The following is a 13,458-nucleotide window of genomic DNA, read 5'->3' on the forward strand; positions in this document are numbered from 1 at the left end:
CCGCACATACAGCGGCAGGTGGATTCCCTACAAGCGCGAAGGTTCGGTATGCCTTACGAGCTCAAACTATCAGGTCGCTTCCACGATGTTGGACGGGCTGCGGCACAAGGTGCTGTTTGAGAGTTCCGCGTGGAAATCAACACTTTGAGGAACGGCTTTTACCGGACACGGTTATGCAGCGAGCGCAGCAAATTGCTCAAATGCGGATTGGCCGCTGATTGTTGAATTCCATACAAAACCCTCTCCAGCAAAAGCGTCCCCGGATTGATTCGGTAGCGAACATCGCCCCCAGTGGATTTTGCATTAAGCGATTGATAATATTTGTCTATTAGTAGTGCCTTCGGGTTCATCGTTGGCGCAGTCGCGCGCCCACCGCATCCTGTCCTCCTCTAGCGAGGGGGCATTGTTCGCTGCTGATTCAAACTTCACCCCTAAATCAGCTTGTCGAGCGTAATCGGCAAGTCCCGAATACGTTTGCCGGTCGCGTTAAAGATGGCATTGGCAACCGCAGCCCCAACGCCGGTGATTCCGATTTCCCCAATTCCACGCGCTCCCATGGGGGCCTGCGGATCAGCCGCATCAGTGTAGATGATGTCTATCTGAGGGACGTCCATTTGTACGGGGACATGATATTCGGCAAGCGAAGCGTTGACGATACGACCAGTCCGCTCATCGAAATTCGTCTCTTCGGTCAGCGCCAGGCCAATCCCCATCACGATGCCGCCCTTGAACTGACTAGTTGCAGTTTTGGCGTTCAGGATATGTCCTGCATCAAACGAGCCAAGGAAGCGGGAAACTCGAGTTTCTCCGGTAACGTCACTGACGCGTACTTCACAGAATTGCGCCCCATAGGAATGCATGGAAAAAGCCTGCATTTCCGCTGGGGGCGCTGCCTCGGCCTGACAGACGAGTTCGTTGCGACCTGAACGACGAAGAATCGATTCGTAGGTCTCGAAACGCTCCAGATCGTCGCGATGGCCGATTCCACCGTCGCGCGGCTCGACATCAGCAAGCGAAAGGCCAGCCAGCGGCGACGCATTGCCCGCGAGCTTGAGCAGCTCCTCGACGAAGACTTCCGTTGCGGCAATGACCGCGCCTCCGATGGAAGCGGTCTGCGTCGAGCCGCCGGCGATGACACCACGTGGCAGGGTGCTATCACCATATTCGAAGGTGACATGATCGGTCAGCACGCCAAGACGGGCTGCAATGTGCTGCACCTGCGCCGTGGCCGTGCCCATTCCCATATCGTGAACTGCCGTCGAGACCGTGACATGACCAACAGCCGTCAGCCTGATGCGGGCGGCCGTTCCGGGAAAGCGGTGATAGGGATAGGTCGCTGTTGCGCAACCCATACCAATGAGCCATTCGCCGTCACGCTGCTGGCGTGGGGTAGGGCTGCGGCGGTGCCAGCCGAATTGTTTCGCGCCCGACTCATAGGCTTCGATCAGGTGGCGGGAAGAGAATGCTTTGCCACTGGTCGGATCCTTTTCCGGCTCGATACGCTTGCGCAGTTCAATTGGATCGATCCCGAGTTTGTCGGCTAGTTCATCGAGCGCGCATTCCAGCGCAAACGTGCCGACCGACTCGCCCGGCGCGCGCATGAAGGTATTCGCCATCATATCCATGTCGGCAACCTCCTGGGCGAGACGAAAGGTTTTGGCGGCATAGAGATGTCGAGCCGGAAAGGTGAATTGTTCAGGACAGGAATTATGCAGCGTCATAGCAACGATACCCGTGTGGATGACTGCATCTAGCTTTCCCTCACCGCTAGCGCCGAGTGCCACGCGCTGCTCCGTCACCGTGCGACCGCCGACAATGCGGAATACACCCTCGCGCGATAGCATGATGCGTACCGGCCGTTTTGCGAGTTTGGCCGCGGCACATGCCAGGATTTGATGATCCCATAGACATTTGCCGCCAAAGCCTCCACCGACATACGGGGATGTCACGCGCACCTTCTCCGGATCGATATCGAACATATCAGCCAGTTGTCCGGCCGTCAGATCAATCATCTGGGTAGCGTCGTGCAGTCGCAGTTCGTCGCCTTTCCAGGCGACGGTCGCGGCGTGTAGTTCGATTGCGTTGTGATTGTGCCGGGGTGTTCGGTAGATATTGTCTACCTGCACTTCGGATGCCTTTAAGGCATGCTCCGCATCGCCGATTTCGAGAATAGGCGGCTGACCCAGCAATGTCTCCAGCTGGCGCGGCCTCATCTTGGCTTCCTCAAACGAGGTGACCGCCGGCAACGCCGCATATTCCACCTTGATCAGCGATGTTGCAAAATCAGCCTGCTCCTGAGTTTCGCCGAGGACAAGCGCAACAGCCTGACCGTTCCAGTGGATTTCGTCGTTCTGCATGACCGGCAAGTCGCTTGCGCCTGCAGACGATGGCGAGGACATCATCAGAGACGGGGCCTTCATCCGGGGTGCATTTTGATAGGTCATTACAAGCACCACGCCCGGCGCCTTTTCGGCTCCCATGGTATCGAGCTCGGTAATGCGACCGCGGGCGATATTGCTGAAGACGAGCGCGGCGTAGCAGATATTCTCGTAAGGATACTCGGCCGCAAAGAGCGCCTTGCCCTCTACTTTGAGAGGTCCGTCGATGCGCGATATCGGCTGACCAAGCGCACCGTGCTTGCGCAGCATCGGATCTGATGTGACCCCCGGCTGCCAGCTGCCGGACTTGTCCCTTTGGGCATCGGATTGCACGGTCATGCGCCCTCTCCTTTCAATTCATCGAGAACCGCAACGATCGTTCGTTTCGCCAACTCGATCTTGAAGCCGTTGTCCCTCAGCCCGACGGCTGTCGCGAGTTCCACTTCAGCTGCGGCGCGGAAGCTCTCAAGACCGGCGGGCTCGCCTATCAAGGCTTCCTCGGCCTTGAGGGCGCGCCAGGGTTTGTGGGCAACCCCGCCAAGTGCCAGTCGGACATCACGCACTTTGCCTGCGTCATCGATGTCGATCGCCGCAGCGACAGAGATCAAAGCGAAGGCATAGCTCGCGCGGTCGCGTACCTTGCGATAGGTGGAACGCCGGGCGAAGGGAAGCGGCGGAATTTCAATTGCCGTGATCAGCTCGTTGAGCTGCAGCTGCGTTTCAATATCCGGCCGGTCGCCGGGCAGCCGGTGCAGATCCAACAGGCGCACGCTGCGCGAGCCGACAGGCCCTTCAAGATGCACAGTTGCGTCAAGCGCGGCGAGCGCTACGCACATGTCGGATGGATGGGTCGCAACACAGGAGGATGATGCGCCTAGGATCGCATGATAACGGTTAAAACCATCCTTGGCGTCACAACCCGCCTGCGGCTGTCTTTTATTGCAACGAGCCGCATCGTCATAAAAGTACCGACACCGCGTGCGCTGCAGAATATTGCCGCCAACCGTGGCCATGTTACGGATTTGGGCGCTGGCGCCGGCCAGAATTGAACGGGCGAGAAACGGAAAGGCCAAGCGAATATATGGATCAGCGGCGAGCGCCGTGTTCTTCGTCGCCGCACCGATCAAAAGACTGCCATCGGGACGCAGCTCGATCTCAGCCGGCAAGCGAGTGATGTCGATCAGCATTTCCGGCCGCTCGACACCCTCGCGCATCAGATCGACGAGGTTCGTGCCGCCGCCGAGATATTTCGATGCGGTGTTGGCTTTCGCAAGATCAACGGCCGCCATAGCGTCGGGCGCCTGGTCGTAGGTAAAGACATTCACGCGGGTGTCCCCTCTTTTGCCTTGTTGCGCGTTTCGACCAGCGCTTGAGAGATGGCGTCGACAATTCCGTTATAGGCTCCGCATCGACAGAGGTTGCCGCTCATGCGTTCGCGAAGCTCAATCTCATCGAGAGCGACGCTTGCTGCCATCAGCTGCTTCGTGACCACGCTCGGTACATTGCGGTTAACTTCACCCATCATTCCGATCGCGGAACAGAGCTGTCCCGGCGTGCAATAACCGCATTGAAACCCTTCGTGCTCGATAAAAGCTTGCTGTAGAGGGTGCAGATTGCCATTGCTGGCAAGCCCTTCGACGGTCGTGATGCTGCGACCCTGGTACTGGACTGCAAGGGCAAGGCAGGAGTTGATGCGCTCGCCATCGACCAGAACGGTGCAGGCGCCACAAGCACCCTGATCGCATCCCTTCTTGGTGCCGGTGAAGCCGAGGTTATTGCGGAGAAGATCGAGCAACGAGGTCCGAATATCCGCCTTAACGTCGATGTCCTCTCCATTAATCGTAAACCTCATGTCGGTCGCCTCCTTCAGCGGCATTGATTTGATACATTCCTTGAGGACGTACTGAGGGAACGCGTTTGCGAGGAAATTGATCCATCGTCACGTACGGCTGAAGTAGGGTTTCAACCGGAACGCTCATCCGACATATCGTGCAAGGACAGAATAGGTTTTGATGGCAAGCTGCACATCTGTCGCCTTAGGCCGGGGAAGCCGGCCTTTGCCTACATTCCGACATTGAGCACTGGTGACGCCGACGTCAGACCGAGGGGCAAGGTTTCGGGTGCCTGCTGTCGAAAACGAGACGATGTATCTTCATCATGGAAATGTCCTTGGACGGAGCATCTTCAGTGTCAAATGAGGAGCCGCACACCACCTTCGACTTCGTCAGCGTCGCGAGCGATCGTCCTCACCTTCGCCCAAGAGAGCGCTGATGTCCTGATTGCTCACTCACCTTTGGTGCAGCCGCGTCTTACTCGCCACCCAGGATGCGTAGGCCAGAACCAGCCAATCCGCGCTGCAGCGCGTTACTCCGGATACTGCGGTTGAATGCTGATCATTTGTCGGCACCCTGAGAGGAACTATTCAAGTCAGCGCCCGTTACGTCTCAACACACTAGAGGAGAGACGCATGAGCCTATTACTTATAATAATCATATTGGTTGTGATCTTTGGCGGCGGTGGCGGCTATTATGCACATCGGTCCTATGGCGGCAGAGGTGTCGGAGGTATCTTCGGGCTCATTCTAATTATTCTGCTCGTTCTTTGGTTGCTGGGCGGACTCCACGGTTTTGGGCCGGCGCCTGTCTAGCAAGAGACGTCGTCATGGACGTCAGTGGCGAGGCACCGTCTAGCTCCGAAGGGAATATCGAGTAGCTGGTCCTTATATTCAATGCCCGCGATAGACAAATTCGGCGTGGGCGTTGACCTTTATTTTAGCTTGACGCCGCATGAAAAGCGGGACCTTGCCCGAAACAGGAAGCAGAGTGCCGTCAATCCGGGAAGAAGTTCGATCCCAATTCTGAGTTGCACGACAGCGCTGGCTAGGGCTTGAAAGACCGGACTTTCCTCTATGATATGATTGCAGCAAGCGCTTCGTTCATAAGCTGTAAAAGGCTGCTTTTCTCCAAGAATGAGCAGAGCGGCGATGTGATCTATATCGCCGTTTGTCAGAAAGCGCGGTCATTCCGTGTACTTTCCGATCAAGTGAGAGGCCTGTTGAAGGGGTCTGCGCGCATACTGACCAAACGCGCATCGCTCCTACAATCCTATCAGAAAGCAAGCCGATGTTTTTTGTCGTTACAATGTCGCATCCCGATGGGGATGGTTGGGGACAACATGTCGAGGCGCATGTTGTTTATCTCAAGACCTTGGTCGCTCAAGGTAAACTACGGGCTTCTGGACCGGCTACCGGCTTTCCATTACGTTCTGGCCTATTGATTTTCACGGTGGTCGATCGCGCCGAACTCGACCAGCTTATTGCTGGTGATCCGTTCGCGAAGGAAAATCTGATCGCAAATATTACGATTGTGGCGTGGGACCCTCTCTTTGGGAGATTCGCCGAAGAATCCTCTGATTCCGTCAAATAGTGAGACGATCAAACCGACTTCTCGTATGTATACGGGCATATGTTGATCGGCACTGCAACGCCGCGCTTGAAGAAATCGGTCACGGCGTCGTTTTGCAGTTAATCGAGGTCTTCCTCAATTTGTGTGGAAATCAACAGTTCTGGGGCCTGGTAGCCTTCATGAGGCTGGCAACCGGCGCCATGACCCCTCCGGCAGTTCCCCCTCGCGTGTGGCCGCGTTCACGGCTGCTTGGAGACCCCCCGCATCGAGCGGAATGCAATAGGCCGGCTTCGCACGCTCGAAACGCCAACTGTCCACAAGAACGCCGGTATCGACCACGTCGAAGCCGAATTGGTCGTGAAGCCTCGCAACCACCTCCTTCGACGCCGCGTCGTCACCTGCGATCGGCAACGCTCGACGGCCAGGGCCTGTGGGCGGTCGAGCGCCGAGCGGCAGATCACGGGCAAGAATGGCATTGAACGCTTTGACAATCCGGGCCTCCGGCAACCGGGCTGCAACCAGCTCGCTCGTCGTGGTCGTCCGCGCATCCAGAGAGGCGATCCGGCCATCGCGCTCCGGGTAGTAGTTCATCGCATCAATGACGATTTTCTTGCCAATTTCCACGCGCGGAAGGCTGTCGATGGCGCCCAGCGGGACTGCAGCCACCACGATCTCACCGAACGCAGCCGCCTCGTCCGGTGTGCCCACAACGCAACCTATTGCGTTGGCCAGATCTACAAGCCTCGCCGGGTGCCGCGAGCCGATCTTCACCTCGTGGCCCTGTTCCACGGCCAACCGGGCGAGCGCCTCGCCAACAGGGCCGGCGCCCAATATTCCGATCCTCATCGTGCCTTCTCCTGTAACTGCGCAGCACGTGTGATGCGATAAATCGAATTTTCGACATCGGCCGCGACATATATAGTTCCATCGCCGCCGACGGCGATGCCACCGGAGCGGGGGTAAGGCTCGCGCAGATATCCCACGGGCAGATCGCGAGCGACCTCCACGCAGGCTTTGCCCGGGTCGATCAGCGCGACGCGTCCCGCCTCCACGTCGAGGACCGCGACCGCGCCGTCGGGCGTTACTGCTAAGGCTCGGATCGCGCCCAGGTCGCGGGCGATTTCAGACACCGTGCCGTCAGCGAGCGCAATTCGCAGCAGCCGGCCCGTGCCGCTCTCGCCGACGTAGACGAGACCGCCGCCCGCGTCGGCAAGAGCCGACGGGTAATGCAAGCCTGTCCCCACACTCCGGCGATCATCGCCTGAGACTTGGATAATCCTTCCGGAGATGGGCTCGGCCACGATGAGGCTGCCGTCGTTCAGTTCGATTGCGGCAGAAGGCTGATCGAATCCATCTGTCTCACAGACAAAGTTTCCATCCAGATCGAACAGTTGGATAACACCGAACACTTCGCCGGTGAGGACAACGTGATGGGGCGCGACGCTGACCGACGTGGGGAATTTGAGCGGCGTCGCGACCGCCCGCGCCATGTCGGAGACGGCGCCAGTGCGCGGATCGATCACCCGGTAGGCGCAACTGTCGGCCAAATGAAGCCTCTCGCCTTGCGGGCCAGACGATAGAGCCACTGCACGCGGGAAGCCGAGATCGCCAGCGACGACCGTTCGAACCGTGCCGCTTGCAGGATCGACTTCGTGGATGCTGTTGTCGACCATGCTGCTGACATACAGCCGGTCGCTTGGACCGACCGCAAAATTGTCGGTGCCGGTCGCGAGCCGCACAATCAGTCGACGCGCCCACAGAGGCTCCTGCTCGTTGAGTGCGAACAGTTCGCCCGTTGCGTCGTCCAGCACGTAGAGCTGCTCGGCCGAGTCGAAGCGTACCGCTCCGGGTTTGCCGAACCCTTCGGCAAGGACCTCCGTGTGACCGCTTTCTGGATCGACGCGCACCACCTGTCCGCGCTCCCAGGATGGTGCATAGATCATCCCGTCCGCGCCGAAGTGAAATGCGTTCAGCCCACCTGTTTGCTCCGCCACCAATCGTGGCGGCACTAAGCCGGCCAGGTCGATTTCCCACAAACCCTCACCCATGAAGACCTGGCCCACAAATAGACGTTTTCCGTCGCGGGTCAGCGCGATCGAGTTAGCGCCCGGAAGCCCGGTCGCCAAATCACGGATGCGGCCGTCGGCCGTCCGCATCCGCACCGCGCCTTCCAACAACGCGGTCCAGATCATATCGCCAGCTTGCGTGAAGACGAGGTCGTCCGACTCGCCTGCGAACGGGCCGACCACGGTTTCGATCGCATTGGTCGCAAGGTCGAGCGCGAAGATGCTTTCGCCCAGCACGCTCGCCGCGTAAAGCCGGCCGTCGGAGCCGAACGCAACCCCGTTCGCCGTATGGAAGCCGGAACCGTCGACGATCCGCTCTATCGTGTAGCCCGGCGCGCAGGCAGGCAGCCGCCCATTATTGATGAACATTGATTATCTCCAAATTCAGAAATGTGAGAAGTGCATCGGCAATCTCGGCGGTCTGTTCCTCCATGGCTGCGAGAAACGTGACGGGAATCGTCTGGGTCATCGCATGCTTCATAAGGCCCGCCAGGCGCTCGCCCTGAAGGCCGTAGTGGCCTTCCTGTGGCGTGGTGAGCTCCAGGACCAGCGATGGCGCCTCGATCCGCGCCACCGCCTCAGCCAGATCAAGAGCGAACACGGCATGGTAGATCGGCACCGCGCTACGCCAGCCGAGCAAGAAGTCGATCGACCTCGCCTCGGCGTTTGCGATAGTGCGCGCGCTTTCTCGACCAACTAACAGTGCATCTGGCCACCAGGTCGTGTCGAGTGTCAGTTTGGTGCGCAGCCATTCGCGCAACGCGTCGCCCTCAATCGGCTCGCCAGCAGCGGTGCGATAGCGCGCGAAGGACGGCGCCAATGCTGCATTGCGCCTCTCCGTTTCAGGGAACAAGCTATGTGTCTGGCCGGCCAAGACCAGCCGATCCACCCGTTCCGGCCAGTCCGCCGCCAGCGCCGCAGCCACCTTGTTGCCCGTATGCATGCCGAAGACGTGCGCTCGCTCGATCCCGAGCGCATCGAAAAATTCGACCATGCATGCTGCAATTGCGCGCACCGACATCGGCTGAGGCAATCCGTGCGAATTGCCAAGACCCGGCAGATCAACCGCGATCGCGCGGACAGTCGGTGCCAGCAGTGGCAGCAACGGCTCGAAGAAGCGGTGGCTGCGAGGAGTTTCGCCAATGAGCAGCAACGCAGGCCCCGCGCCTGCTTCGGCGTAATGCAGTTGACCCAGCGCGTCCGACGCATAGGCCCTTTGGATAGCGGTCATGATCTTGTCTCCAGGCAAGGCGTTAAAGCAATTCCTTGCTGAGGATCTGAAGTAGTACCTTGCTGGCGAGCTATAAATGAGCAAACAGTGTGATCATTTCCAACCAGGAGGATAGAATGCTTGATCGCCTCACGAGCATGGCAGCTTTCGTAAAGGCGGCGGACGCAGGTTCGTTCACAGCTGCAGCCATTTCGCTCGGCATCTCGGCACAGATGGTGGCCAAGCACATCGTGGCTCTCGAAAACCAACTGGGTGGGAAGTTACTGGCGCGCACCACCCGTCACCAGCGCCTGACCGAACTTGGCCGGACCTACCACGAGCGATGCAAGCTGATCCTTGCCGAAGTGGAGGCGGCTGACGCGCTGGCTGCACAGGTGAAGTCGGAACCCCGCGGCCTCTTGAGGATCAGCGCGCCGATCACGTTCGGCGCGCACGGGCTGGTGCCGCTGCTAACTCGCTACCAAATCGCCCATCCACTTGTGGAGATCGACCTAGTGCTGACCGACCGGTTCGTGGATCTCGTAGAGGAGGGCTTCGAGGCGGCGCTCCGCATAGGCCCACTCGAAGACTCCGGGCTGATCGCGCGCAAGCTAACACCGTATCGGTTGGTCGCCGCTGCGGCGCCGGCCTATCTTGCTAAGCGGGGCGTTCCAGTCGATCCGGCCGACCTCGCAGCACACGATTGTCTCGTTTATGCCTATCGGTCTCGTAATCCCGATCGGCAGTGGCAATTCCAACGCGATGGCCGCACCCATACGGTAGACGTGCGCTGCCGCTTTCAGGCCAACGACGGCACCGCGCTGGTATCGGCCGCCATTGAGGGTGCAGGAGTGGTGCTTGCTCCTGAAGACGTGCTCCGCGACACACTGACAAGCGGCCGACTGGTTCGTGTGCTGCCGGAATACGAGACACCCTCCAGATCGATGCACCTCTTGTTTTCACCGGACCGACGCCAAACGCCCAAGCTACGCAGCTTCATAGATGCCGCGGCAGAACATTTCAGACCGTAGTTTGTTCCCTCCATCCAATCCAGTCGGCAATGAGCGGGAAGCAGCCCCGCAGGCGCAAACCTTTATAGCTGCGGATTGGTCTTGGTCGATCCGCTACTCAAGCCGCCACCGCACCAATGCGAACGTGCAGCGGTATCCCTTACAAAGAAAATCGCCTTCGCCCCGATCGAGCTTGGCAAGATCGGCGCGGCGACCGCGTCGTTGTGGCGGCCTTGTGCTAACGCAGTTCGCTACGGCGGAGCAGGCCGGCAAGACGCCTCTGTCCTTCGAGCACGGTCCGCAGAGGACGCCACATGACGGTGATCCGATCGATCAGGCCATCGGCGTCGACCTGGATCACCTCCGTCGTGTCGGCAGTCAGATCGCCCAGCGTTGTCCTGTTGAAACTCACGAAACGGTCCTCGCCATCGGCAACCCCGACGCGGGCCGTCGCGTCGATGACGGACTTCACCGTCTGGATCACGCGGTGGACTTCAGCCTTGCTGGCCTGCCCCCTGAAAAATGATCCTTTTTGAAGTATGGCTTAAGAGCCGAAGGAGGACATTGAAATGGCAGGCAGAAGACATAATGCGGAAGAGATCGTCACGAAGCTTCGTCAGGTCGACGTGCTGACTGGGCAGGGCAAATCGATGGTGGAGTCGATTCGAGCGATAGGTGTGACGGAAGTTACATATTATCGTTGGCGGGCCGAATATGGTGGTCTGAAAGGTGATCAGGTGAAGCGCCTGAAAGAATTGGAGACTGAGAATGCCCGGCTTCGACGAGCGGTTTCTGATTTGACGCTGGATAAGATAATCTTGGCGGAGGCCGCCAAGGGAAACTTCTAAGCCCCGCTCGTCGCCGCGCGTGTGTGGAGCATGTCATCGAGGAGCTGGGCGTGTCCGAACGACGGGCATGCCGGGTTCTCGGCCAGCATCGCTCCACCCAACGCAAGATCGCCAAGATACCCGATGATGAGGCAGTAATAGCCCTTCGTCCCAAAGCAACGACTGACATCATTGCCGACACGATATACGCGGTGCTTTTGCTACAACATCGATACATCTCACTGATACCGTGCCGTAGCTACCCATCCTCTGAACGAGAAAGCGGCGTAGAAGAGTTCTACATCTGCGAAGCCCGCTTCCCGAAGCAGCGCTTCATCCTCGGCTGCGCTTAACAGCGGCAAGTTTTTTGTCATGGCAGTGCCAGAAGCGACTGCCCTTTCCCAAGAATGATCTGCCCTGTCGGCGAACACAGCAGAGCGCGTCAACCAACGAACGGCATCGCCGCTTCCTGCGCTATGGTGAGCGACCACGAGTCTTGCGCCGGGCTTCAACCGGCGACGTATCTCCATCAAAGTGCGCAGGCGGTCATCCTTGTCGAGGAAATGAAGCACCAGCAGACAAGTCGCGCCGTCGAACCCCTGTGGCAGAACCGCGTCTACAGTGCCCTCAACAAGCTCAACCCGGTGCGCAATTGACGCTGTGTTGCTGCGAGCCAGATCGAGCATTGCAGCGGAAGGATCGACGCCGACAAAGGTCCAACCGGGCTGGGCTTCGCCGATAGCCTTCAACTCCATTCCGCCTCCAGCACCGATGACGAGAATCTGGGCATCTCCCTTGGCGTGCTCATTCAGAAGCAGCATTGTCATGCGGTGAAGATCGGCCAGCCCCGGCACTTTTCTTGGCGTATTCTCCGCGTAGGCCGCAATCGCTTCTGCTTTGGCAAACGGGTCTTGATTATTCTTCATGACGCTTCTCAGTCTATTGCTGGGCGTTGAGGCCGGTCAGATCGTTCCGAACATCAACGATCGATGCACGCCTGCACCGGCAAGGTTTCCGTCTCCCACAGCCAGCGCGACAGATGCCATCATCCGCGCTGCGTCGCCGCAAGCGAACACGCCCTGCATGCTGGTCTCCTTCATGGGATCGGTCTTTATGATAGCGCCGACCGGTCCCTGCTCCATTTCCAGGCCAAGATGCTGTGCGATGGGAGTGGCCAGCTCAAAGGGTGCAAGTACAAAGAGCCCCGCGAAGGGAAAAGTGCGGCCGTCCGCAAGTTTCACATCCGCATGACCCATGATCGCTGCGACGGGGCTGCGCTCCACCCTCGTCCCGCACGCCTCAAGTGCAGCCAGTTGTTCTGAATCCGGCTCGAACGCATCGTTGATGAAGAACGTCGTTGGCCCCCAGTCCGGCAGCATCAATGCGTGACGCATGGAAAGCGCAGATCCCTCGATCACACCGATCCGACCCTGATCCAGCTCGTATCCATGACAATATGGGCAATGGAAGACGCTTCTGCCCCAGCGTTCTGCGAGCCCGTCAATATTTGGCAGAATGTCCTTTACTCCGTTGGCCAGAAGTAGTCGGCGCGAGATATGCCGTGTGCTGCCGACGATGACTTCGAAGGCGGCGTCTGCCGAACGGGAATTCTCGATCCTTCGAGCAGTGTCCGCCCGGGCAGAACGCCACGTGACTGTGGGATACATCAATACCTGCTCTCGGGCGTTGGCCGCGATAGTCGCTGGATCTATACCGTCCTGCGTCAGGAACCCATGCGAGTGACTGGCGAACCGGTTGCGCCTCAGTCCCTCATCGATGATAAGCACCTTCCGCCGGGCACGCCCTAACTGCATCGCGGCTGACAGACCCGAATAGCTACCGCCGATGATGATCACGTCATGAATGTTGTCGCTCATATGTGGCTTCTCCATCTTTCGACACACCATAAGTGTCGTAATATTGGGCTGTCAACACTCATGCAACATTGATTGTGACGAGGACGGTCGCATGGTATGGTTTGAGGCTGAGAAGTTTGCAGAGGAATGGGCGACATGAGACAGGACAGCAGGTTATCGCGAATGTTGCACGTCCTGATCCATATGGGTCGTCATGATGGAGCAATGACCTCCGATATGATCGCATCCATGCTAGACGCCAATCCGGTCGTGATCCGCCGGACGATGGGCGGTCTCCGAGACCAGGGCTACGTCAATTCCGTGAAGGGCCATGGTGGAGGCTGGACCCTTGCCAGACCTCTCGCGGAACTCACACTCCTCGACATCCACCATGCAGTGGGCGAGCCGTCCATCTTCGCTGTTGGTCCGGCCTACGACATGCCTGGGTGTCCCATTGAGGCGGCCGTCAACGCGACGCTCGAAGGAGTCTTCACGAACGCGAGACGGCTACTGATGGAACGGTTCGCTGGCGTGACGCTCGCTGATATCGCGAATACCGTCCCATCTGCATGCACGTTGAAGAAGTCAGGCCCTGCAAGACCTGACGACGCTATTTGATCGAGGTCACCAATATTTGAGTTCGAGAAGGCAGCTTTGCGCCCACAACAAACGTCTAATTACCCTCGATAAGTGACAGAATGGCCGCG

The 13,458-nt window shown here is 58.7% G+C and carries 13 protein-coding genes and 1 pseudogene; 5 read left to right on the top strand and 9 right to left on the bottom strand.

Annotated elements, in window-relative coordinates; translation table 11 throughout:
* Window positions 1-431: 431 nt before the first annotated feature.
* The 3 genes from HB780_RS00480 to HB780_RS00490 are packed head-to-tail and all read right to left on the bottom strand — an operon-like array spanning window position 432 to window position 4,230.
* A complete protein-coding gene (locus tag HB780_RS00480) occupies window positions 432-2,717 on the bottom strand; it encodes a xanthine dehydrogenase family protein molybdopterin-binding subunit (protein WP_183686260.1) in 2,286 nt (761 codons plus the stop codon).
* Complete coding sequence (locus tag HB780_RS00485) at window positions 2,714-3,703, bottom strand: FAD binding domain-containing protein (protein ID WP_183686262.1); 990 nt, start codon at window positions 3,701-3,703, stop codon at window positions 2,714-2,716. The genes HB780_RS00480 and HB780_RS00485 overlap by 4 nt, the downstream gene beginning before the upstream one ends.
* Window positions 3,700-4,230 carry a 2Fe-2S iron-sulfur cluster-binding protein gene (locus HB780_RS00490; RefSeq protein ID WP_183686264.1) on the bottom strand — a complete coding sequence of 177 codons (531 nt, stop codon included), beginning with the start codon at window positions 4,228-4,230 and terminating at the stop codon, window positions 3,700-3,702. The genes HB780_RS00485 and HB780_RS00490 overlap by 4 nt, the downstream gene beginning before the upstream one ends.
* A 615-nt stretch (window positions 4,231-4,845) precedes the next feature.
* Here HB780_RS00490 and HB780_RS33430 point away from each other — a divergent pair.
* A complete protein-coding gene (locus HB780_RS33430) occupies window positions 4,846-5,025 on the top strand; it encodes a DUF3309 family protein (protein WP_286202827.1) in 180 nt (59 codons plus the stop codon).
* 475 nt (window positions 5,026-5,500) lie between these two features.
* Window positions 5,501-5,803, top strand: coding sequence for a YciI family protein (locus HB780_RS00495; protein WP_183686266.1), 303 nt, complete (start codon window positions 5,501-5,503; stop codon window positions 5,801-5,803).
* 156 nt (window positions 5,804-5,959) lie between these two features.
* Here HB780_RS00495 and HB780_RS00500 read toward each other — a convergent pair whose 3' ends face one another.
* From HB780_RS00500 to HB780_RS00510, 3 genes are read right to left on the bottom strand one after another with little or no spacing between them, the layout of a single operon-like run.
* Window positions 5,960-6,628, bottom strand: coding sequence for an NADPH-dependent F420 reductase (locus tag HB780_RS00500; RefSeq protein WP_183686268.1), 669 nt, complete (start codon window positions 6,626-6,628; stop codon window positions 5,960-5,962).
* The gene (locus HB780_RS00505; RefSeq protein ID WP_183686270.1) at window positions 6,625-8,217 is read right to left on the bottom strand and encodes a hypothetical protein; all 1,593 of its coding nucleotides are present in this window, start codon (window positions 8,215-8,217) and stop codon (window positions 6,625-6,627) included. The genes HB780_RS00500 and HB780_RS00505 overlap by 4 nt, the downstream gene beginning before the upstream one ends.
* Complete coding sequence (locus tag HB780_RS00510; RefSeq protein WP_183686272.1) at window positions 8,204-9,079, bottom strand: alpha/beta fold hydrolase; 876 nt, start codon at window positions 9,077-9,079, stop codon at window positions 8,204-8,206. Before HB780_RS00510 ends, HB780_RS00505 begins: the two co-directional genes overlap by 14 nt.
* A 116-nt stretch (window positions 9,080-9,195) precedes the next feature.
* On the opposite strand from HB780_RS00510, the gene HB780_RS00515 reads away from it, so the two are divergent.
* The gene (locus tag HB780_RS00515) at window positions 9,196-10,089 is read left to right on the top strand and encodes a LysR family transcriptional regulator (protein ID WP_183686274.1); all 894 of its coding nucleotides are present in this window, start codon (window positions 9,196-9,198) and stop codon (window positions 10,087-10,089) included.
* Window positions 10,090-10,306: 217 nt separating this feature from the next.
* Here HB780_RS00515 and HB780_RS00520 read toward each other — a convergent pair whose 3' ends face one another.
* Window positions 10,307-10,552, bottom strand: a complete 246-nt coding sequence (locus HB780_RS00520) for a hypothetical protein (protein WP_183686276.1) — start codon at window positions 10,550-10,552, stop codon at window positions 10,307-10,309.
* A gap of 85 nt (window positions 10,553-10,637) precedes the next feature.
* On the opposite strand from HB780_RS00520, the pseudogene HB780_RS00525 reads away from it, so the two are divergent.
* Window positions 10,638-11,089 (top strand): annotated as a pseudogene (locus HB780_RS00525) (transposase); the annotation flags it as partial.
* A 45-nt stretch (window positions 11,090-11,134) separates the two neighbouring features.
* On the opposite strand, the gene HB780_RS00530 reads toward HB780_RS00525, so the two are convergent.
* A complete protein-coding gene (locus tag HB780_RS00530; RefSeq protein ID WP_183686278.1) occupies window positions 11,135-11,821 on the bottom strand; it encodes a class I SAM-dependent methyltransferase in 687 nt (228 codons plus the stop codon).
* Window positions 11,822-11,857: 36 nt separating this feature from the next.
* Window positions 11,858-12,772 (bottom strand): NAD(P)/FAD-dependent oxidoreductase, encoded by a 915-nt coding sequence (locus tag HB780_RS00535; protein ID WP_183686280.1) that lies wholly within the window; start codon window positions 12,770-12,772, stop codon window positions 11,858-11,860.
* Window positions 12,773-12,907: 135 nt separating this feature from the next.
* On the opposite strand from HB780_RS00535, the gene HB780_RS00540 reads away from it, so the two are divergent.
* The gene (locus tag HB780_RS00540) at window positions 12,908-13,369 is read left to right on the top strand and encodes an Rrf2 family transcriptional regulator (protein ID WP_183686282.1); all 462 of its coding nucleotides are present in this window, start codon (window positions 12,908-12,910) and stop codon (window positions 13,367-13,369) included.
* The last annotated feature ends 89 nt before the right edge of the window (window positions 13,370-13,458 follow it).

It is taken from the genome of Rhizobium lusitanum (genome assembly GCF_014189535.1).
Taxonomy (GTDB): Bacteria; Pseudomonadota; Alphaproteobacteria; order Rhizobiales; family Rhizobiaceae; genus Rhizobium; species Rhizobium lusitanum_C.

Bases quoted from the DNA above. Each gene is read 5' to 3' on its own strand.
- HB780_RS00480 (WP_183686260.1), bottom strand. From the start codon at position 2,717: ATGACCGTGCAATCCGATGCCCAAAGGGACAAGTCCGGCAGCTGGCAG.
- HB780_RS00490 (WP_183686264.1), bottom strand. From the start codon at position 4,230: ATGAGGTTTACGATTAATGGAGAGGACATCGACGTTAAGGCGGATATT.
- HB780_RS33430 (WP_286202827.1), top strand. From the start codon at position 4,846: ATGAGCCTATTACTTATAATAATCATATTGGTTGTGATCTTTGGCGGC.
- HB780_RS00495 (WP_183686266.1), top strand. From the start codon at position 5,501: ATGTTTTTTGTCGTTACAATGTCGCATCCCGATGGGGATGGTTGGGGA.
- HB780_RS00500 (WP_183686268.1), bottom strand. From the start codon at position 6,628: ATGAGGATCGGAATATTGGGCGCCGGCCCTGTTGGCGAGGCGCTCGCC.
- HB780_RS00505 (WP_183686270.1), bottom strand. From the start codon at position 8,217: ATGTTCATCAATAATGGGCGGCTGCCTGCCTGCGCGCCGGGCTACACG.
- HB780_RS00510 (WP_183686272.1), bottom strand. From the start codon at position 9,079: ATGACCGCTATCCAAAGGGCCTATGCGTCGGACGCGCTGGGTCAACTG.
- HB780_RS00515 (WP_183686274.1), top strand. From the start codon at position 9,196: ATGCTTGATCGCCTCACGAGCATGGCAGCTTTCGTAAAGGCGGCGGAC.
- HB780_RS00530 (WP_183686278.1), bottom strand. From the start codon at position 11,821: ATGAAGAATAATCAAGACCCGTTTGCCAAAGCAGAAGCGATTGCGGCC.
- HB780_RS00535 (WP_183686280.1), bottom strand. From the start codon at position 12,772: ATGAGCGACAACATTCATGACGTGATCATCATCGGCGGTAGCTATTCG.
- HB780_RS00540 (WP_183686282.1), top strand. From the start codon at position 12,908: ATGAGACAGGACAGCAGGTTATCGCGAATGTTGCACGTCCTGATCCAT.